This is a genomic window from Sporofaciens sp. St.21A7 (genome assembly GCF_059728535.1).
In genome coordinates this window covers 4907697-4927379 of the sequence record NZ_BAAGFN010000001.1, presented here as the reverse complement: position 1 = coordinate 4927379, position 19683 = coordinate 4907697, and the positions used below count along the sequence as shown (strand labels likewise).

The 19683-nt window shown below is 44.6% G+C and carries 16 protein-coding genes; 13 read left to right on the top strand and 3 right to left on the bottom strand.

Annotation, left to right across the window (positions count from 1 at the left end; genetic code table 11):
• Window positions 1-259 precede the first annotated feature (259 nt).
• Window positions 260-1867, top strand: a complete 1608-nt coding sequence (locus AC6I3O_RS24465) for an AAA family ATPase (RefSeq protein WP_497853114.1) — start codon at window positions 260-262, stop codon at window positions 1865-1867.
• 75 nt (window positions 1868-1942) lie between these two features.
• Here the strand turns inward: AC6I3O_RS24465 and AC6I3O_RS24460 are convergent, their stop codons facing one another.
• Both AC6I3O_RS24460 and AC6I3O_RS24455 read right to left on the bottom strand, forming a co-directional pair.
• Window positions 1943-3118 carry an AAA family ATPase gene (locus AC6I3O_RS24460; protein ID WP_497853113.1) on the bottom strand — a complete coding sequence of 392 codons (1176 nt, stop codon included), beginning with the start codon at window positions 3116-3118 and terminating at the stop codon, window positions 1943-1945.
• Window positions 3119-3196: 78 nt separating this feature from the next.
• Window positions 3197-3805, bottom strand: coding sequence for a recombinase family protein (locus tag AC6I3O_RS24455; RefSeq protein ID WP_497853112.1), 609 nt, complete (start codon window positions 3803-3805; stop codon window positions 3197-3199).
• Window positions 3806-3950: 145 nt separating this feature from the next.
• Here AC6I3O_RS24455 and AC6I3O_RS24450 point away from each other — a divergent pair, with 145 nt between their 5' ends.
• The 4 genes from AC6I3O_RS24450 (at window position 3951) to AC6I3O_RS24435 (ending at window position 10254) form a co-directional block, all read left to right on the top strand.
• Window positions 3951-5021 carry a glycosyltransferase family 2 protein gene (locus AC6I3O_RS24450; protein WP_497853111.1) on the top strand — a complete coding sequence of 357 codons (1071 nt, stop codon included), beginning with the start codon at window positions 3951-3953 and terminating at the stop codon, window positions 5019-5021.
• 221 nt (window positions 5022-5242) lie between these two features.
• Window positions 5243-6097 (top strand): flagellin N-terminal helical domain-containing protein, encoded by an 855-nt coding sequence (locus tag AC6I3O_RS24445; protein WP_497853110.1) that lies wholly within the window; start codon window positions 5243-5245, stop codon window positions 6095-6097.
• Window positions 6098-6202: 105 nt separating this feature from the next.
• Window positions 6203-8236: a glycosyltransferase gene (locus AC6I3O_RS24440; protein WP_497853109.1), complete on the top strand. Its 2034-nt coding sequence runs from the start codon at window positions 6203-6205 to the stop codon at window positions 8234-8236.
• Complete coding sequence (locus AC6I3O_RS24435) at window positions 8233-10254, top strand: glycosyltransferase (RefSeq protein ID WP_497853108.1); 2022 nt, start codon at window positions 8233-8235, stop codon at window positions 10252-10254. Before AC6I3O_RS24440 ends, AC6I3O_RS24435 begins: the two co-directional genes overlap by 4 nt.
• A gap of 72 nt (window positions 10255-10326) precedes the next feature.
• On the opposite strand, the gene AC6I3O_RS24430 is transcribed toward AC6I3O_RS24435, so the two are convergent.
• A complete protein-coding gene (locus AC6I3O_RS24430; RefSeq protein ID WP_497853107.1) occupies window positions 10327-12183 on the bottom strand; it encodes a methyl-accepting chemotaxis protein in 1857 nt (618 codons plus the stop codon).
• Between the two features lie 390 nt (window positions 12184-12573).
• On the opposite strand from AC6I3O_RS24430, the gene AC6I3O_RS24425 reads away from it, so the two are divergent.
• From AC6I3O_RS24425 to fliJ, 8 genes are all read left to right on the top strand, one after another.
• The gene (locus AC6I3O_RS24425) at window positions 12574-13416 is read left to right on the top strand and encodes a lytic transglycosylase domain-containing protein (protein WP_497853106.1); all 843 of its coding nucleotides are present in this window, start codon (window positions 12574-12576) and stop codon (window positions 13414-13416) included.
• 171 nt (window positions 13417-13587) lie between these two features.
• Complete coding sequence (gene flgB / locus AC6I3O_RS24420) at window positions 13588-13962, top strand: flagellar basal body rod protein FlgB (RefSeq protein ID WP_497853105.1); 375 nt, start codon at window positions 13588-13590, stop codon at window positions 13960-13962.
• 64 nt (window positions 13963-14026) lie between these two features.
• Window positions 14027-14380 carry a flagellar hook-basal body complex protein FliE gene (gene fliE, locus AC6I3O_RS24415; protein WP_497853104.1) on the top strand — a complete coding sequence of 118 codons (354 nt, stop codon included), beginning with the start codon at window positions 14027-14029 and terminating at the stop codon, window positions 14378-14380.
• 94 nt (window positions 14381-14474) lie between these two features.
• Window positions 14475-16064, top strand: coding sequence for a flagellar basal-body MS-ring/collar protein FliF (gene fliF, locus AC6I3O_RS24410; protein ID WP_497853103.1), 1590 nt, complete (start codon window positions 14475-14477; stop codon window positions 16062-16064).
• On the top strand, window positions 16051-17103 hold the full coding sequence (fliG, locus tag AC6I3O_RS24405; protein ID WP_497853102.1) for a flagellar motor switch protein FliG: 1053 nt from the start codon (window positions 16051-16053) through the stop codon (window positions 17101-17103). Before fliF ends, fliG begins: the two co-directional genes overlap by 14 nt.
• Window positions 17087-17839, top strand: coding sequence for a FliH/SctL family protein (locus AC6I3O_RS24400; protein WP_497853101.1), 753 nt, complete (start codon window positions 17087-17089; stop codon window positions 17837-17839). Before fliG ends, AC6I3O_RS24400 begins: the two co-directional genes overlap by 17 nt.
• A 15-nt stretch (window positions 17840-17854) precedes the next feature.
• Window positions 17855-19156 (top strand): flagellar protein export ATPase FliI, encoded by a 1302-nt coding sequence (gene fliI, locus AC6I3O_RS24395; RefSeq protein WP_497853100.1) that lies wholly within the window; start codon window positions 17855-17857, stop codon window positions 19154-19156.
• Window positions 19153-19605 carry a flagellar export protein FliJ gene (gene fliJ, locus AC6I3O_RS24390; RefSeq protein ID WP_497853099.1) on the top strand — a complete coding sequence of 151 codons (453 nt, stop codon included), beginning with the start codon at window positions 19153-19155 and terminating at the stop codon, window positions 19603-19605. The genes fliI and fliJ overlap by 4 nt, the downstream gene beginning before the upstream one ends.
• Window positions 19606-19683: the final 78 nt, after the last annotated feature.

Sequence of the window (19683 nt, the reverse complement as noted above, 5' to 3'; positions counted from 1 at the left end):
TCGCTATTTTTTATAATTGCGAAGTGTTTGGGAGTACAATAAATGCGGCTTCCAGACCTGCCGGCGAACTGTCCGGAAAAGTACACTTTGTCGGACACGATCCGCTTACTTCGCAAGGACATGTACCTCAGTAGGCCCTTGGGGCGCATGTAAAGAAAAAGCAGATACTCCAAAATGAGGGTAGAATTTTGGAGTATACCATGTTATGATACATACATTCAAAGTACCTTGTATTGTATAAAGAAAAGGAATTGTAAATATGGGAATGTATTTAAACAGCCGGACTCCGTTTGAGTCCTACAAATCGACAAAAGCCGGAGCCTACTTTGTAGATAAGACCAGTTTGCTTGGCGAGTTAATTCCCGCATTTGGTACGGAAGACCGCTATTACTGTATTACAAGGCCGCGCCGTTTTGGAAAAAGCGTTATGGCGAATATGGCCGGGGCTTTTTTGGGCAAGGGGATAGAAGCAGGAGAATTATTTGATGGTCTTGCAATATCAAAAACGGAAAGTTATACCGCGCACCGAAACACCCACGATGTATTTTTCATTGATTTCAGCCGGATGCCAAGGGACTGCGATAATTATTCCTTATATATTAAGCGTATTCAGGATGGTATTAACCGGGATTTGTCAGAAGCCTACCCCAGTGTTGGCATTGATATGGATGGCGCTGTCTGGGATAATTTTTCCAATATTTTCCTGCATACAAACGATAAGTTTATTTTTATCATAGACGAATGGGATGCTATTTTTCACAAGTCATTTATTACGTCTTCCGATCAGGAGAAATACCTTGACTTTTTAAAAAATTTATTAAAAGGCCAGGTTTATGTGGAATTTGCCTATATGACCGGAGTACTGCCAATCGCCAAGTATTCCAGCGGTTCAGAGCTGAACATGTTCTTGGAATATGATATCGCCACCTCAGAGAGGTTCAGCGAATATTTCGGGTTTGTGGACACCGAAGTTGATATGCTATACCATATCTATCAGCAGAAAACCAACCGCCCCAAAGTGACCCGCGAAGACTTGCGTTTCTGGTATAACGGATATCATACGGCGGGCGGCAGACAGGTGTATAATCCCCGTTCCATCGTATGCGCATTGACGAATAACCAGCTAAGGAATTACTGGACAAGTTCAGGACCTTATGACGAGATTTTTTATTATATCAAAGATAATGTAGATGAAATCCGTGATGATTTTGCCCTGATGATTTCCGGCGAACGTGTAGCTGCTAAAATGCAGGAATATGCCGCAACGGCGAAAGAGTTAAATACAAAAGGACAGATCTATTCCGCAATGGTTATCTATGGTCTTCTTACCTATGAAGACGGAGAAGTATTTATTCCAAACAAAGAATTAATGGAACAATTTAACCAGCTATTGCTCTCGAACGAGAGGCTGGGGTATGTATACCGTTTAGCCAGAGAGTCGGAACGGATGCTGCGTGCAACGCTTAATCAGGATACGGAAACGATGGCGGAGATTCTGGAGTTTGTCCATGATACGGAGTCGCCAATTCTCAGTTATAACAGCGAAACAGAATTATCGGCAGCCGTCAATCTGGTTTATCTGTCTGCCAGAGACAAATACCGTGTGGAGCGGGAAGATAAGGCGGGCAAGGGATATGTGGATTTTGTCTTTTATCCGGAACGCAGGAATGCAGATGCTATGATTCTTGAATTGAAAATAGACAGTACGCCGGATGAAGCAATCCGGCAGATAAAAGAAAAAAAATATGCGCTTTGTTTTCAGGGGAAAATCGGAGAGGAGCCGAGATATACAGGCAGGATATTGGCAATAGGCATCAGTTATGACAAAAAGAGCAAAAAGCATTCCTGCAAAATCGAAGTCCTCTAAATAAAAGCATTCCTGCAAAATCAGACAGGAATGCTTTTGTTTCATATTGTTTGTTTTTCAATTATACATTCATGGTTATTCCAGAAGTTCCTCCGATCGGCTGAGTGCCGCTGCCAAGCCATTCCATCCTGGTTCTTCTACAGCATTCATGAATTCCTGTGTAATCTCCTGATTCGGAATAAATACTTCATTCTTTTTCCTATCAAAGGTTAAATACCCAAGATGAACCAAAAGTGTAAGCACATCGTCTTTTGTTTTAAATGTGGTCATATCATTCTGGAACTTTCGGGTATTCACCTTACAATGCATATTTCCTAACATCATGGTAACTATTTCTTTTAGACCATCAAAATTCAAATCAATATATACTTTCAAGGCTTCATATGTCTCTGTTCCAATCCAATAGCTCTGTATTTCCTTCCATGTCAACGCATCGATAACTGATTTTGGGTTATACATATGCAATTCACCAATTCGATATCCATCGTACCATTTTTGGATTTCCGAATATTCAACACCATATTCCTCACACTGCTCTTGTACTTCTTCTTCTGTAAATCCAAAGAACTTTCCAAGATTCTTAGGGGATAGCATAGAATATTCATCAAAAATGTTAATTGCAGAATGTTCTCCGTATTTTTTTATAGGTAAAATCCCTGTCATATAAGCTAAATCTACGTATCCGGAGCCTTTAAAAAGCCCTCGCAGGAAGTCCAAGTACTCTTTTTGTTTTTCTTTTCGGTTCCTTGCCATCCGAAATACACAATCCCATTCATCAATAATAAAAATGAACCCATCTCCAGTCTGCAAAAATATCTGCTCAAGCGTCATTTTTAATCTGCCGTTAGGAAGAATGTCCGTACATTCTGGAAATTCTTTTGTTAACTCCGAAATTACGTGTCGCTCAATCTCTGAAATAAACACATCAAGATCCTGCTCAGTTTCCAGAAAACGCTGAATATCCAGCCGTATTACATTATGACGGTTCAAATGCAAATGAAAGTCTTTGCCGCTCTCTGCCTTTTTCCCGGAAAACAATTCTGCCGAATCGCACCCCTTGCTGTAATATGCCACAAGCATATCCGCAGCCATAGATTTCCCGAAACGGCGAGGCCTACTGACGCACATATAACAATTCATCTTATTTATTTTCGCGTTCGTAGCAGAAATCAAGTCTGTTTTATCAATATAAATGTCAGAATTAAGGATTTTTTGAAATGTAATATTACTTGGATTAACATAAATTCCCATACAAGATACTCCTTTATCGTTCTATTTATATATTAACTTTTGGATGGAATAAAAGCAATCCCATTCTTAGCAAAATACCTATGAAAGAAGCTCCCTGTACTCCCGAATCCGTTTATATAACGTACTCCGCCCAACATTGCATAATTCAGCAAAATCTTGGGTTGAAATCGAATCCCCTTCCCACTGCCGATACAATTCTGGGAAATTATCCGGCATATGGATCTTCGGCTTGCCGAACCGTATCCCCCGTGCCTTTGCCGCCGCAATTCCTTCTGCCTGCCGCTGGCGGATATTGTCGCGCTCATTTTCTGCAACAAATGAAAGAAGCTGCAGCACAACATCACTGATAAACGTTCCCAGCAAATCCTTCGTTCTGGTTGTATCTAACAAAGGCATGTCCATAATACGGATATCAACTTTTTTTTCCTTGGTTATGATACGCCATTGCTCCATAATTTCCTGGTAATTCCGCCCCAGACGATCTATACTTTTTACAATGATCAAATCGCCCTCCCGGACACGCCGCATCATCCTTGCATAGGCGGGCCGCTTAAAATTCTTGCCGCTCTGTTTGTCAATATAAATGTCTTTCCTGTCCATCCCCGCATCAAGCAGCGCGATCATCTGCCGCTCAATATTCTGCTCCTGCGTAGAAACCCTGATATAACCGTATACTTTGTTGCTCATTTCGTACCTCCTACATTGAATTTACCTGATTTTGAGTATACAAAAAAACGCTCCGGATACTCAAGTTTTCTACTGCACCAAAAGGATTCTCGGTTGTATTCCAATCAAATTGACGTTATAATAAAAAAAACAGAGGAGGACGAATATGACCACAATAGGACTTGTTATGATTGTAAAAAATGAGAGCCGCAGTCTGGAAAAATGTTTATCATTAGCAGAAAAACTGGTGGATGGAATCTACATTACCGACACAGGCTCAACTGACCATACAATAGAAATCGCCCGAAAATTCAATGCGCACATCTCAGAATACGAATGGTGTAATGACTTTGCAGCCGCCAGAAACTATGCATTGGAGCAGTCCCCTTGCGATTGGAACCTGATTCTGGATGCGGATGAATACTTGGTCTCAGGTAAAAAAGAAGATATCCTGCAGTTTGTGGAATCCGGCGGGCGTGTAGGCGCGATTGAAAGACATGACCGTTACAGGGAAGCGAACGGGGAACTCAGTCAGAGCTGTGTATTTACTACAAGGCTGGTTCCGCGGGGGACCGTTTATGAAGGGAAGGTGCATGAACAGATTATAAGCGAGCTTCCGATTGTCCCGCTTCCGTTGGTATTTGACCATGACGGATATCTACAGGGAGGAAAAGGAGAGCGGAATCTGGAAATCCTTTTAGAAGAATTAGAAGAAAATCCCCACGACCCCTATGTCCTGTACCAGGTTTCACGTACCCTGTGGCTTATGAAAGAGTTTGAGAAAGCAAACGGATATTTTGAAAAATTCTATCAGTTCGTGCCGGAGTCTGGGACGGGATACCGTACAAACGGCGTGATATCATATCTCTATAACCTGTTAGAATTGAAGAAATACGAGAAAGGATTTCAGATCATAGCAGATGAAAAGCAGAGGTTGGACGCCTATGCAGATTACCATTTTGCATGTGGGACGTTTTATACACAGGGAATTTTTGCCGATATCCAGCGATACATAGGATATCTTCCGGAAATAGAGCGGTCTTACCGACGATGTCTGGAGATTGGGGAAGTTCCGGAACACGAGGGAGTCCTTGGGAATGGTTCGTTCAAAGCCGCATATAATCTTGGGGTGTGGTTTGAAGTGAACGGTAAGCCCAAAGAAGCCGCTGTCTATTATAAGATGGCGGCTAAAGAGGGATATACCCCGGCCAAGGAAAGGCTGAAAAAAATTATTTAAAAAAGTTAAAAAAAGACTTAAGTTCTCGCCGAAACATACGATAATATAAGTGTCAAGAAGTTTTCGGTGCAGTCCAAATAAGTGTACTTTTCTGGACAGTTCGCCGGCAGGTCAAGAGCGGTATATTTATTGTTCTCCCGATTACTTCAAAATTATAAGTGAATAATGAATAATTATGCGGGGAAAAGGAATTCCCTGACGAATTTCAAGGAGGAAAAACTATGAGAATCCAACATAATATTACGGCTTTAAATTCACACAGAAATTTAACGAACAATAACTCTTCTTTAACAAAGAACCTGGAGAAATTGTCATCTGGTTACAGAATCAACCGCGCTGGTGACGACGCTGCCGGACTTGCTATTTCTGAAAAGATGCGTGCTCAGATCACAGGTCTTCAGACAGCACAGAAGAACTCCGAAGACGGTGTATCTCTTGTACAGACAGCAGAAGGCGCTTTGACAGAAGTTCACTCCATGCTGAACCGTATGGTTGAGCTGGCTACACAGTCCGCCAACGGAACTTACTCCAGCGCTAACCGTGCTGAGATGCAGAAGGAAGTTAAGGCTCTGCGGGAAGAAATCGACCGTATCAGCAATACTGCTAACTTCAACGGAACAACATTGTTTACTGGTACTACAGCAAGCGTTGCAATTCATGCAGGTGAGACATCTAAGGATGCAAACCAGATTAAGATTACTCTGAGTGCAATGAGCGCGAAGTCTATGACTGCAACGATTGGCGGTACATCAACGACAATTAAGCTTAATTCAGATGTAAACGTTTCAACAGCAACCTTGGCTAAGGCTTCTATCGATAAGATCAATACTGCAATCGATATCGTTTCTTCTATGCGTTCCGATTTCGGTGCATTACAGAACCGTCTGGAGCACACCATCAACAACTTAGGTGTTCAGACAGAGAACTTATCTGCTGCTGAGTCCCGTATCCGTGACGTTGATATGGCTAAGGAAATGATGGCTTACACGAAGAACAACATTCTGGTTCAGGCTTCTCAGGCTATGCTTGCACAGGCTAATCAGGTTCCACAGGGAGTTCTTCAGCTGTTACAGTAATTCAGTAACACTATTACGGATTTTCAAAATCAAAAATATAATGACAGAAAGCGCCGGTCCATTGGATGGGCGCTTTCTTGTGTCTACAGGAGGAATAGAAACTATATGGATATCGTGCTTACCATATCGCTGCTTGCCTCAGACCGCCGTGAGTCCCTAGAACGCTGTCTGGACTCGTTAAAGCCGCTTCTTTCAAAACTTCCAAGCGAATTAATTATCATATTTACCGGAACGGATGAAAAAGTCCGGGAAATTGCCGAAAAGTATACGCCTCAGGTTATCCCGTTTGCATGGTGCGGCGATTTCTCCGCCGCCAGGAATAAGGGGCTAAAAGAAGCCCAGGGGGAATGGTTTCTGTACATTGACGACGATGAGTGGTTCGACGATGTAGATGAGATCTGTGAATTCTTCCTGGGCGGCGAATATAAACATTATCATAGCGCACATTATGTACAGCGAAATTACCAGGAATGGAACGGGACAAAATATTCTGACTTTTCAGCATTTCGGCTAATACAAAGAACCGCTGAGAGCCGATTCTGCGGTGCAATCCATGAGGAATTGACGCCCCGTATGGAACCGTGTAAATATTTTCAAATATGCGTCCATCATTACGGATATGTAAAGGACGCAGGGAGCGCTTTAAAAACATCACGGAATATTCCGATGCTTTTGCAGGTTATGAAAGAGCAGCCCGGACATATTAAGAATTATATCCAGTTAGCCAAGGAATACGATCTGGCGGGAGACTGGAAATTGGCGGAGGAATATTGCCGAAAGGGACGAGAAGCCTGTCGGGAATTGAATGATCCTTATTCCAAGGGATGGCTGCAAGCATATCTTTCTCATCTTGTTACCAAAAAAAATGGAAAAATGCCCGCTATTTCGGAGCTAGAGTTAATCTTGACACAAGAGAGTCCGATGGAGCTTACCAGCTTGGTTCTATACCAGCAGCTCATCCAACTGTGTGCCGAGGAAAAAGAGGCAGAGAAGACTGTGTGGTATGGATGGAAATTTGAAAAGCTTCTGAAAGAGATGGATGAAAAAGAGTCGCTTTGGGAACAGCAAAGCTATGGTGAATTTGGCGAGAATTATGTGAAAAATCCAGAACGCCTATATGGTATGCGTGTAAAATGCGCAGCAAGTGCAATGGAAATCGGGGATTGGACAAGCGCAGCATATTTTCTAAAGCTTTTCCCATGGGAGACGGAGGACATCCTGTGCAGATATTATCCGGAACTTGAAAATTGGAAGGGGATATACGCAAAACCATACGTAGATTTGCTTCTTGGGATATTGGATGATATCGCTTCTGATGAGCAGGCTCCCATCTATCTTTTGCTGCAAAAAGCATTGGATGATTTGGAAAAGGGCAGGAATGAAGAGGGGCAGGAATTACTTGTATACTGTATGCTCCATGCGCAAGATTGCTATTTACAGCAGCAGTTATTGAAGAAAGCAATTCGTCATCAAGTCAATTTCACTCCTTTGGTATCACGGATGTCTTTGGATACATGGAATAACCTTGTTACAGATGCAGTCAGAGAGCTTCCATTTTCTTTGAACCCTGGTCTGCATTTATGCGAGGAGGAATTAGAGAAACACTATCCGCTTCATAGTCTCTGTCTGAAACGGCAAAGGTTGGAGCAGAAACTTTTCAAGGGATTTCCAATTTTTGAAGAATTTACGGAAACTCTGAAAGAGTATTGTACATGTGTTATAGAATTTTACAGGGGATTATTCCGGGATGAATGGTTTCAGGAGGAAAACAGCAGTTTTCTCCCATCTGAATGCAGATTTGCTCAGATTACATTAAAGGCGTTGGAAGAATTATCCATGGAACAGACCGGGGAGGCTGTGCGTCTGCTTGGGGATGCATACCATATCTATCCAGACATGACAGGCGTAATTATGGAGCTGTTTCGGCAGACGGCACGCCGGCTGGATGATCCGGCGCTCCATGCAGGAGCAGAATTTTTACAGCTTGCAAGGCAGATGAAAGAAACGCTGCACACCCTGATTGACGCCAATCAGACTGCACAGGCGGCGGAAATCCTAAACCAGCTTCTTCCGTTGATGCCGGAAGATCTGGAAGTGATTCGATTGCGTCAGGAATTAATAAGGAGGAGAAAGTCATGAATATACAGCTTACCATATCCATGTTAGTATCGGATCGTATGGAGACGCTGGGGAAATGTCTGGCTTCGCTGAAACCGCTCCTGAGAGAGCTGGACAGTGAATTAATAGTAGTTTTTACCGGAAAAAATGAAGAAACACTGGAGCTTGTGCGGCAGTACACCTCCCATATCATTCCTTTTGAATGGTGCAACGACTTCTCGAAGGCGCGGAATGCCGGGCTGAAAGAAGGCCGGGGGGAGTGGTTCCTGTATCTCGATGATGATGAATGGTTCGACGATACAACGGAAATTATCCGGTTTTTTAAAAGCGGAGAGTATAAGAATTATCGGTCTGCCTGCTATGTGGCTCGTAATTATCTGGATTTGGAAGGGAAAAGCTACTCAGACGGGGATGTGGGAAGGATGTGCCGTCTGACGCCGGAGACACAGTTTATATATTCGATCCATGAGAACTTGAATACGTTTGAAGAACCCTGCAAAAGACTGTCAGCTTTTGTCCATCATTATGGGTATGCAAAAAAGGAAACGTTTGCATGGAAAGAAACAAGAACGAGCAGGAATCTTCCGCTCCTCCTGGAAATGTATGAGAAAGAGCCGGACTCCCCATGGTGCTGTATGCAGATTGCCCAGGAATATCGAAGCGTGGGCGAATTTGAACAGGCAGTCGAATACTGCCGAAAGGGGTTGGAGTTCGCTCGGAAAGAAGTTCGGATATCCAATTACGAGTTGTGGCTGCAGGTGAATCTGCCGTTATTGATTTCCTTTACCGGCGACCTGAGACTCGCATTAGAAGAAGGGGAGCAAATCCTCCGGCATCCAAGAACTTTGGAAGCAGGAATCATGCATATATGCGTGATACTCACCTCTTTATGCCGGCAGCTAAGAGAATGTGACAAAGGATTAAAATATATTCAGTTGTACCGTGAAAAATTGTTATACCTCATGAAACATCCTGAAAAAGCTATGCTGCAAAGGTCTGCGGGGCTGACGCTGGATAAAGGCAAGGAAGAGATGGCGCCCATGTATTTGGACGGATTATCTTTCGCCCTGGATATAAAAGATTTCCGAATGGCGCGAAAACTTCTCTCCTGGCTGCCGTGGGAGGATAAAGCACAAATGACGCCTTATTATTCCCACATGGAAGAATGGAAGAGGGTTTATGAGGACCAAAAGGACGAGATTCTCCAAGCATTTGATAGTTTGGACACAACAAACTCTTATGTATGCATCCAGAAAGCGCTTTTTGCAGAAAAACAAGGACAGATTGAGAAGGCGGAGGTATTATGGAAGACATGTGCCAGTGATTGTCCGGCAGGCTTCCAGTGGGAATTGATGGAGATTGCAGTGCGGAATCACTTTCAAGTGGAACCATTGCTTGAACAGATGTCCCCGGAAATCTGGAACGGATATGCGGAAATGGTGGCGGAACGTAAGGAATTAGGGCAATTACAGGAATTTTGCCAGAATATCATGCCATTGCTTGAAAAACGTCCGTTCTATAGGAGAAAGCTGGAGCAAAGTTATCTTGAGAAGCTGTTGACAACAGAGCTGTTAGATTCTTCCAGATTAGTAAAATTACTGAATCAATACTGTACAAGTGTTTGTACCGATGCAACGGCATTGTATCGAGAAGAGGTACTTGCAGATCCAGAAGCATATGCCCTTCCGACTCGCTATCGGTTTGCGGTGCCCCTTGGCAAAGCCTTACGGTTGATTGACAATGGAGAGTTCATAGAGAGTTTTCCCTACTTAAAAGAAGCGCTTCATGTATATCCAGGCATGGCGGGGGCTGTGGGTCAGTTGGTACGGTATTTGGAGGATGAAGTACAGGCGCCAAAACGTTCTGTGTCTGAGGAGTTTGAGATGCTTGGAGGTCAGGTGAAGCAGGTCCTTCGAGGACTAATGAAAGCAGGACAGTGGGAAGAGGCATACAAGGTTATGGGACAATTAATAACGTTATTGCCGGACGACCTTGAGGTTCTGCAAATGAAGCAGGAAATATTGCGGCTAGGCGTATAAAATTAGAGCAGTAAAAAAGGCATTTCGGTACGTTCCCCGAAATGCCTTTCTTAATTCTTAATACTTTAATTCCTAATATTTTGCCATATCATCCACAAAAGTTCCGCTGCTTACCGGAGCTTTCGGCGCCGGAGCAGGTACGATCACTGTATCTGAAACCGGAGCGGGAATCGGTTCCGGGATAGGATCAGAGACCGGAACCGAAACCGGAATCGGATCAGGAGTTCTTGCGGCAACCGGTGTCATAGGTCCTGCCATTTTCTTTAACCGGAAACGTCCGACTAGGCTCTTGAGCAGGCTAGACTGACTGTAAAGCTCTTCGCTGGCAGCCGCGCTCTCCTGAGCGGTAGCGGAGTTCGTCTGGATAACGGAAGAAATCTGGTCGATACCCTGTGTAACCTGCTGAATTCCTTCTGCCTGCATATCAGATGCCTCTGTGATAGCAGCCATATTTTCGGAAATCTTCTGCGCGCTTGATACAACCTTCAACAGAGACTCCTGTGTATCTGACGCAATCTGGTTTCCTTCGGATACGGCAGTCAGAGAATTGCTGATAAGGGCGGTTGTATCTTTTGCAGCTTCCTGACTCTTGGATGCAAGGCTTCTTACTTCGTCTGCAACTACGGCAAATCCCTTGCCGGCTTCACCTGCACGAGCGGCCTCGACAGCTGCGTTCAGTGCAAGGATATTGGTCTGGAATGCAATATCTTCAATCGTCTTGATAATCTTTTCGATCTCGCTGGAACATTCATTGATTCTCGTCATAGCGGTCATCATAGATTCCATCATCTTATTGCTGTTGTCAATCTCGCCTACCGTCAGGCCCATGAGGTCGTTGACATCGCGGGCATTGTGTGCAGTTTTGTTAACCTTATCGGATAATTCGCTAAGCGTAGCAACCAATTCTTCTACGGAGCTTGCCTGCTCTGTCGCGCCTTGGCTAAGGGCCTGGGCGCCGCTGGATACCTGCTCGGAGCCTTCTGCAACCTGGTCGGACGCCTGATGGAGCTGGCTCATGGCATCGTTCAGGGACTCGATAATCTTACCGCAGGAATGCTTGAGAGACTGGAAATCGCCAAGATAATCCATATCCATCTCAACAGACAAATCACCCTCGGCAAGGGAGCCAAGCCTCTGACTGATATGTTCGATGTAACCAGATAACGTCTTCAACAAGAAACGGAGATTTTCTGCCAACCCACCTAGCTCATCATTGGATTCATATGTAACGCTTGTATGCATATTACCTTTTGCCATCTCTTTTACTGCTCCCTCAATCTCTACGATTGGAGAAGTGAGACTCTTGTTCAGACGGACTGCAAGAATACAAATTACAATAAGACTGAAAACTGCAACGCCTACCAGCAGAATCGTACAGGATCTCTTAGTGCTATGACCGTCTTCATAGAATATTTCGGCGTTTGTCTCTGCTCGTTCAATAATTGCGTCAATTGCTTCCTGAAATTTGATGCCAGCGTCCGCATATTCCCCATTCAATACGGCGAGCGCCTTCTGTCCCTGATGGGCCTCCAGATAGGTTAAAGCATCTTCACGAGACTTCTTCAGGTCGGCTGCGGCATCCAAAGCCGCTGCTACCAGAGCGTCATCTGAACCGTATACCTCGGTCAGCTTGTCAAGGTCGTTGGTCATGGTCTGCGCAAGAGTATTCACCTGTGCCAGAAGCTCCTGGCTCTTTGCCTCGTCCTCTGTCGTCAGGGCGCGGAACATATTCAGCTGAGTCTGGCGGGTGGAAGATTCGGCTTCCAAAGAATACCGAACCATTGGGTAGGGACGTTCATAGAAGTTATCTAATCCCTTGAGAACGCTTCCGAGTCCGATATTAGCAACGATGATGGAAATGATATAGAATACCATCATAATTCCAAATGAGAGGAGTAACTTACTCCTCACTTTCAAGTTTCTAAACACGTTTCATTCCTCCTAGTACATAATAATAGTAAAAAATATAAAATAACGAGTAATATGCATTTTTTATTTTATAACGTTTTGCTAAAAAAGTAAATATCTGATTAAAAGTTTCCTGTCATATTTTGTGGTAAATTTTTGTCAATATCTGTAAAAGTTGTTTATGATAAAATAGTGCAGGTTTTTGATAATTTTAACTTTATTATATATCCCAAATGGCGTATAATGGCATAAAATGTTAAAAAGATAGCCAAAAAAACCTTTTCAAAGCGAGATAAAAGTGGTATAAATATAACGTAGAGTGATATAAGTATGTTTTTAGATAAGTTTGATGCTCTTACAAGATATGTAAACGTATGAAAGAATAGGACAAAATCAGAATGGAGAGAGGCTATGGGAATGGATTATACGATTTACGATAATTGGTACAAGTATATGAGCAGCGTTTTGAACCAGATCCGGGGGATATCCGATTATCCTTCTTCTACAGGGCGCGCATCCTCCACAGGTCAGAGCTTTGCGGATATATATAATGCCATAATGGGTTTGGATACCGTTCAGGATACGAAAGCGGCAGAGAATATATCTTTCATAGAGACTGGAAGCACGAGCATGGACGCGATTTTTGAGGAGGCGGCGAATCTGTATGACGTACCGTTGAATCTGTTGAAAGCTATGGGCAAGGCTGAGTCTGGCTTTGATGCGAATGCAGTGTCCCCGGCAGGAGCGCAGGGTGTAATGCAGTTAATGCCTGCCACGGCAAGGTCGCTGGGAGTGGAAGACCCATTTGATGCAAGGAGCAATATTATGGGCGGAGCCAAATATATTTCTCAGCAGCTTAAAAAGTATAATGGAAACATAGATTTGGCGTTAGCCGCATACAATGCGGGTAGCGGGAATGTTGCGAAGTATGGAGGCGTTCCTCCGTTTAAGGAGACGAGAAACTATATCCAGAGAATTAAGGGGTATATGAACACCGACCTGACGACCGGCAAGACGGTGGAAGGGAAGAATGTGGGCAAGGATAACGGAGCGGATGGAATATCCGGTTATGGTACATATTTTGCAGGAGTGCAGACTGGGACGCAGAACAGTACTGCTAAGAACAGTACATATAACCTGTCTCAGGAGAATGCACAGTACTTTATTGAGATGATGAAACTTCAGATGATGAACAGGGCGAGTGTAATCACGAATTCTCTTTCGGATATGAACGGGCAGACCACTTTTTTATAGGGGATGGAAATCGAATGGACTGCCAATATTTTCATGTTAGATAAATGTTAATTTCTAACGAAAAGAGTAGACTTTTTGTAGAATAAAGTCTATAATGAATGAGAATGGTTTCATAATGTCAACTTGTAAAACAGAGGGGTTATCAATTAATTGAGAAGGAAGTGACAGAGAATGTTTGGGAATACGATTTCAATGGCGCATAAATCACTGGATTTTCTGTGGAAACAGAAGGAGATTATTGATTTGAATATTGCGAATGTGAATACGCCGGGATATAAGTGCCAGTCTGTGAGTTTTGAGGAGATGTATCGGAAGCGTCTGCTGGCGGCGAGTCAGACGAAGAATAATGCGAAGGTTCGCCAGGCGATTGACGAGGCGGATTGTCTGGTATACAGCAGGGATAATTCTGGGAGATTGGACGAGAACAACGTCAATGCGGACGTTGAGAATACCAAGATGGCAAGGACGACGCTGCACTATCAGTACTTGATTCAGTCAGTAACCAATGATGTTAAGCGTTATCAGTCGGCTATTAAAGCACAGTAATATGATATATGAACTGTTTGGGTAAGTAAGAGTATATATATAAATAGGAAGGGATTGATATAGTATGGAAGATAGGTTTATCACACCGTTGCAGCCTTTGAGAAGTATAATGGATGTCTCGGGCATATCTGGTCTGAGGACTGTGAATGGTCAGACGCAAGTCACAGGCTCGGATGAGATAAAAGGGCAGGAGGGAATTTCTGCATTTAAGTCTATTTTTGAGGAAGCGATTGATAATGTAAGGTCAACAGAAGATACATTGACAAAGAGGCAGTATCAACTGGCAACAGGACAGATTGAGGATCCGCATACGGTCGGGATTGCGTCGTCAGAGGCGCAGCTCGCTGTGGATATGCTGGTAGCATTGCGTACCAAGGCGTTTGAGGCTTATAATGAGATTATGCGTATCAGTCTATAATACAATGACATGCATTGTATATGGTAGACGGATATTTTTTACTGTAAAAAATAACGATGATACATAGAATCGGAAAGTAAGAGAGTTTTGGACAATGAAGGAAAAGTTTGGGCAGTTTAAAGAATTTGTCGGCAATTTGAGCAGAAAAGTGAAGATTATGATCATTGTCGGTGCAGTGCTGTTGATAGGCGGAGCTGTGACGATTGCGATCATTCTGAATAACCAGCCGTATACAGAGTTGTTTTCTGGGCTGGGGCAGGAAGAGATGCAGCAGATTGCACAGAGGCTGACAGAGGATGGCATAGATTATAAATTTAACGGTGAATCGACGATTATGGTCAAGAAGGACACGGTGGACCAGACGAAGGCAACCCTTGTTCAGGCTGGATATCCTAAGAACGGATTTACATACGATACGTTTAAGGATAACGCAAGCATGCTGACCACCGATTCCGATAAGAAGACCTACAAGCTCTATGAACTGCAAGACCGTATCGGCTCCACCATCCGGCTGTTTGACGGGGTGAAGGATGCAAAGGTTACGATTGCGCTTGGTGAAGAGAGTAAATATGCGCTGAATGATGAAGAAGAGAAGTCCAGCGCTTCGGTTGTGGCAATCATGCAGGACGGCGGTTCCCCGACAGAGGAACAGGTTGTAGCAATCCAACGTTTGGTGGCGAAGAGTATCCCGGGCATGGAGTTGGAGGATGTAGCGGTTATCGACGGAAATGGGAATGATGTTTCTGTTGATGCGAACGGGAATTCGTCTAATAGTTCTACGACAGAAGAGCTTGCCCGTATGGTGGAGAATTCTGTTTCTGCCAGCGTTATGAAGGTGCTTGGTCCGATTTACGGGCAGGAGAATGTGCGTGTTACCGCACATGCCCGTCTGAATATGGAACGACTAATCCGTCAGCAGACCACCTACACCACGCCGGATAAGATTAACGAGGAAGATAAGACGGGAATCATCAGCCATGAAGAGCTTTATGAGGAGCAGGCGGGGACCGGTGATGGCGCCGGAGGAGTTGCCGGGGCTGAGACCAATGCAGATACACCGGAATATAATACGAATGGGGATGCGGACGGAACGAACGCATACAGTGAAAGTGCAGTCCGCGACTATTTGGTTAATGAGTTGAAGGAAGAAGGGCAGATTGACCCGGGTGAATTAGAAGATCTTACGGTTTCTGTTGCGATTAATGGGAATGGATACGGAAGTCTGAGAGAGAACCAGATTCGCTCTCTTGTGGGGAATGCAGCAGGGATTGCGGCAGACGCCCAGGAAGAGAAGATTGCGATTGTAAGCGCACCGTTTGACGGAATTGATACAGACGACGAATCACAGGAAGCATCAGCACAGGGAATTCTTGAGAGCATTCCATTGTGGGCGATTATAGCGGCTGCGGCGTTGATTCTGCTGTTGATTATCGTGATTATTGTCCTGGTACTCAGAAGACGGAAACAGGATGAAGAAGAAGTTGAAGAACTTATCGAAGAAGAGGCAGAGCAAGAAGAAGTTCAGGCTGTACTCGACATGAATGAAGAGCTTCTGCAGCTCCAGAATGACAGGAGTATGGAACTCAAGAAGAATGTACGGGAATTCGCAGAACAGAATGCAGAGATTTCTGCCCAGTTATTGAAGAACTGGCTGAATGGGGGCGTTGCAGATGGAGGAGAGTAAAGAAAACAAAGATAATAAAGAAACCAAAGAACCTAGAGAGAGTAAGCTGACTCCTGAACAGAAAGCAGCGGCGGTCGTTGTTTCCCTTGGAGCCGATAAGGCGTCAAAGATCTATAAGCATCTGAGCGAGAGCGATATTGAGAGACTGACCATTGAAGTGGCGAAGTTAGGACATATCAGCCCGGATGAGATGGAGCTTGTTTTGGATGAGTTCTATAAGACTTGTCTGACGCAGAAGGTTGTAACCGACGGCGGTATGGAATATGCCAGAGCGGTACTTGAAAAGGCGTTTGGGGAGAGTACAGCGCAGTCCTTGTTGGATAAATTATCAAAATCTCTGAAGATAAGACCGTTTGAATTCATACGGAAGAGCAATGTGAAGAATTTGATTTCTTTTTTGCAGCATGAAAGACCGCAGACCATTGCACTGGTTCTGTCTTATGCAGATTCGGATCAGGCGTCTATGGTTATCAGCGAACTTCCTAAGGAAAAGCGGATCAAGGTTGTAGAAGCGATTGCCAGGATGGAAAGTGCATCCCCGGAAGCGATTAAGGTGGTGGAAGATTCCCTCAAGAAGAGGTTCGACAGCATCCTTACTACAGACGTCACGACGATTGGCGGCATCGATTACATAGCAGATGTTATGAACCATATGGACAGGGCGAACGAGAAGTACATCTTCGACGAGTTGGGCAAGAACGACGAAGAATTGGCAGAGACAATCCGGAAGAAGATGTTTGTATTCGAGGATATCGTGTCCATGGACAACAGATCGATTCAGAGATTTATCCGCGAGTGCGATGTCAAGGATATTGTATACGCTCTCAAGGGGTCCGACGAGAAGATCAAGGAGCTTGTATTCTCCAATGTATCTTCACGTATGGCTGAGAGTATCCAGTCTGACCTCGAGATTACGGTTAATGTACGTCTGAGAGACGTGGAAGAAGCGCAGCAGAGAATCGTCGGCGTAATTAGGAGACTGGAAGAAGCCGGTGAGTTGATTATTGTTAAGAGCGGAAAGGATGAAATCATTGCCTAGGATTGTAAAAGAACCGGAGAAGAAGCAGGACGTTAAGCCCTATGACTTCTTCGCCGGATTCAAAATCATCGAAGAGCCGAAAGAGGAGGATGACGACTCGGAGGAAGATGCCGAAGAGGAAGAAGAAACCGTTTCCGTGGAAGAGATTTTGGAGGAGGCGAGAGCGCAGGCAAGGCTGATTGTCAGTGATGCCCGCTCTCAAGCGGAGTACTTACGGGACCAAGGGTATCGGGAAGGGAAGGAAACCGGAATTCAGGATGGAACACGGGAAGCCTACGATGAACAGCGAAGACTTCTGGACGTTGAGATTCAGGAACTCCGGAATAATATATCAGAAGTAATCCAGAGTGTGACGATAGAGAAAGAGAAGCTGCTAGAGCAGTATTTGGATGACCTGAAACGAATTTCCCTTACTGTGGCAGAAAAGGTGATTCAGACCAGCCTTCAGTCCAGCGGCGATATCGTGAAACGTATGATTCTTGCGGCAACAGATAAGATTACGAAAAAGCAGTGGGCGAAGATCTATATTACCAAATGCGACACGGCGGTTTCTATGGATGTAGATACGGAATTTCTGGACAGATTATCCAAACTTTCCGAGAATATTAAGATTGTCACTATGGACAACGGAGAAGAAGGCACCTGTATTATAGAGCTGCCGGATGAGATTATTGACGCGAGCGTCGGTACGCAGTTAGAGAACATCAAAGACATACTGAACAATGTCAGGGTGTAGCCAAGGAGAGAGAGTATGTTTTCAAAATTGCCGGAACTGATACAGAAAGCAGAAACAATCAGTTACATAGGAAAGATAGAGAATGTCATCGGAATGGCGATGGAGTCTTCGGGAAACAGGGCCAGTATCGGGGATATTGCCATGATTTATAATGAGGAGAAGCACAGGCAGATACCTGTGGAGGTCGTAGGTTTCCGCGGAGACAAGATGCAGTTGATGGCATATGAGAACCTGAACGGCGTGGCTGCCGGCAGTTTTGTTAGAAATACCCGGAAACGTTTGAAGATTCCGGTAGGAGAGTTTTTGAGAGGAAGGATCATAGATGCCACGGGGAACCCCATGGATGATTTAGGACCGCTTCCTTCTTCTCGTTATTATTATGTAGAGAATACGTATATCAATCCGCTGACACGGCCTCCGATTACGGACCCGTTGGAATTTGGCGTGAAGGCCATCGATGGGCTGAACACGGTCGGTAAGGGACAGCGTATCGGTATCTTTGCGGGAAGCGGTGTCGGCAAGAGTACGTTGCTGGGAATGATTGCACGAAATGTAAAGGCAGATATCAATGTGATTGCACTGGTGGGAGAGCGAGGCCGTGAGGTTCGTGAGTTTATAGAGAAGGATCTCGGACCAGAGGGAATGAAGCGCAGTGTGCTTGTAGTTGCGACTTCCGACCAACCGGCGATGCTTCGTATGAAATGCCCGTTGGTAGCAACGACGATTGCCGAGTATTTTAAGGATCAGGGGAAGGACGTCTTGTTGATGATGGATTCACTGACCCGTTTTGCCATGGCCCAGCGTGAGATTGGGCTTGCGACCGGAGAGCCGCCGGTTGCAAGAGGATATACCCCTTCTATTTATGCAGAATTTCCTAAGCTCCTGGAGCGCAGCGGGAAGTTCGAGAAGGGTTCCATTACCGGTATCTATACGGTACTGGTGGAAGGCGACGACACCAATGAGCCGATTGCAGATACCGTCCGAGGTATCTTGGACGGCCATATTGTACTTACAAGGAAGCTGGCGAATGAAAACCATTTCCCGGCGATTGACGTGAATGCCAGCATATCCCGTTTGATGACAAATATTGTGCCGGAAGAACACCGTGAGGCGGCGGCAAAGATGCGGGATATTCTAAGCATATATGCGAAGAATGAAGACTTGATTTCAATCGGGGCTTACAAGTCGGGAACAAACCCCAGACTTGACGGCGCTGTTTCTAAGATTGACAAGGTCAATGCCTTCTTGATGCAGAAAATTAATGAAAGCTTCCCAGGGGAGACGTCCTTAGAGATGATGAAGGAGATATTGCGGTGAAGAAGTTCTTTTTTTCATTGGATACGGTACTTAATTATAAGGAACAGGCGCTTGATGGGCTGAAAGCAGAGCATGCCAGGATTCTTGCGAAAGTCAGGGAGTGTGAACGAACCATCGAGAAGATGGAGGAGGAACATCGGCGTTGTACGGCGGAGTTCCGGAATAACCGGATGAACGGGATGAAGATTTGTGACATCCATACCTATGAGAATTATCTGGAAGCGCTGGGGATTAAGATTAGGAAGAAGTATGAGGAGCTGGCAAAGCTCCAGGAGAAAGAAGAAGCCAAGCGCAATGAGGTAGTGGAGGCGAAGAAAGAGACCTCTTCCATTGACAAACTAAAAGAGAAGAAGTTCAAAGAATACGAGAAAGAAGTTCAGAAGGAAGAAGAGCAGTTTATCGAAGAGTTTGTTGCCACGAAGCGGGCGATGGCGAGGATTGTAGGGTAATCCTGCATATGTGGATGAGAGATTTCATCCCGGCAGATTACTATAGATGTAACCATGGCGCAGGATAGCCGATTTGTG

Bases quoted from the DNA above. Each gene is read 5' to 3' on its own strand.
- fliG (WP_497853102.1), top strand. From the start codon at position 16,051: ATGGAGGAGAGTAAAGAAAACAAAGATAATAAAGAAACCAAAGAACCT.
- AC6I3O_RS24445 (WP_497853110.1), top strand. From the start codon at position 5,243: ATGAGAATCCAACATAATATTACGGCTTTAAATTCACACAGAAATTTA.
- fliF (WP_497853103.1), top strand. From the start codon at position 14,475: ATGAAGGAAAAGTTTGGGCAGTTTAAAGAATTTGTCGGCAATTTGAGC.
- AC6I3O_RS24460 (WP_497853113.1), bottom strand. From the start codon at position 3,118: ATGGGAATTTATGTTAATCCAAGTAATATTACATTTCAAAAAATCCTT.
- AC6I3O_RS24450 (WP_497853111.1), top strand. From the start codon at position 3,951: ATGACCACAATAGGACTTGTTATGATTGTAAAAAATGAGAGCCGCAGT.
- flgB (WP_497853105.1), top strand. From the start codon at position 13,588: ATGTTTGGGAATACGATTTCAATGGCGCATAAATCACTGGATTTTCTG.
- AC6I3O_RS24440 (WP_497853109.1), top strand. From the start codon at position 6,203: ATGGATATCGTGCTTACCATATCGCTGCTTGCCTCAGACCGCCGTGAG.
- AC6I3O_RS24400 (WP_497853101.1), top strand. From the start codon at position 17,087: ATGAAATCATTGCCTAGGATTGTAAAAGAACCGGAGAAGAAGCAGGAC.
- AC6I3O_RS24425 (WP_497853106.1), top strand. From the start codon at position 12,574: ATGGGAATGGATTATACGATTTACGATAATTGGTACAAGTATATGAGC.
- AC6I3O_RS24435 (WP_497853108.1), top strand. From the start codon at position 8,233: ATGAATATACAGCTTACCATATCCATGTTAGTATCGGATCGTATGGAG.
- fliE (WP_497853104.1), top strand. From the start codon at position 14,027: ATGGAAGATAGGTTTATCACACCGTTGCAGCCTTTGAGAAGTATAATG.
- AC6I3O_RS24465 (WP_497853114.1), top strand. From the start codon at position 260: ATGGGAATGTATTTAAACAGCCGGACTCCGTTTGAGTCCTACAAATCG.
- fliI (WP_497853100.1), top strand. From the start codon at position 17,855: ATGTTTTCAAAATTGCCGGAACTGATACAGAAAGCAGAAACAATCAGT.
- AC6I3O_RS24455 (WP_497853112.1), bottom strand. From the start codon at position 3,805: ATGAGCAACAAAGTATACGGTTATATCAGGGTTTCTACGCAGGAGCAG.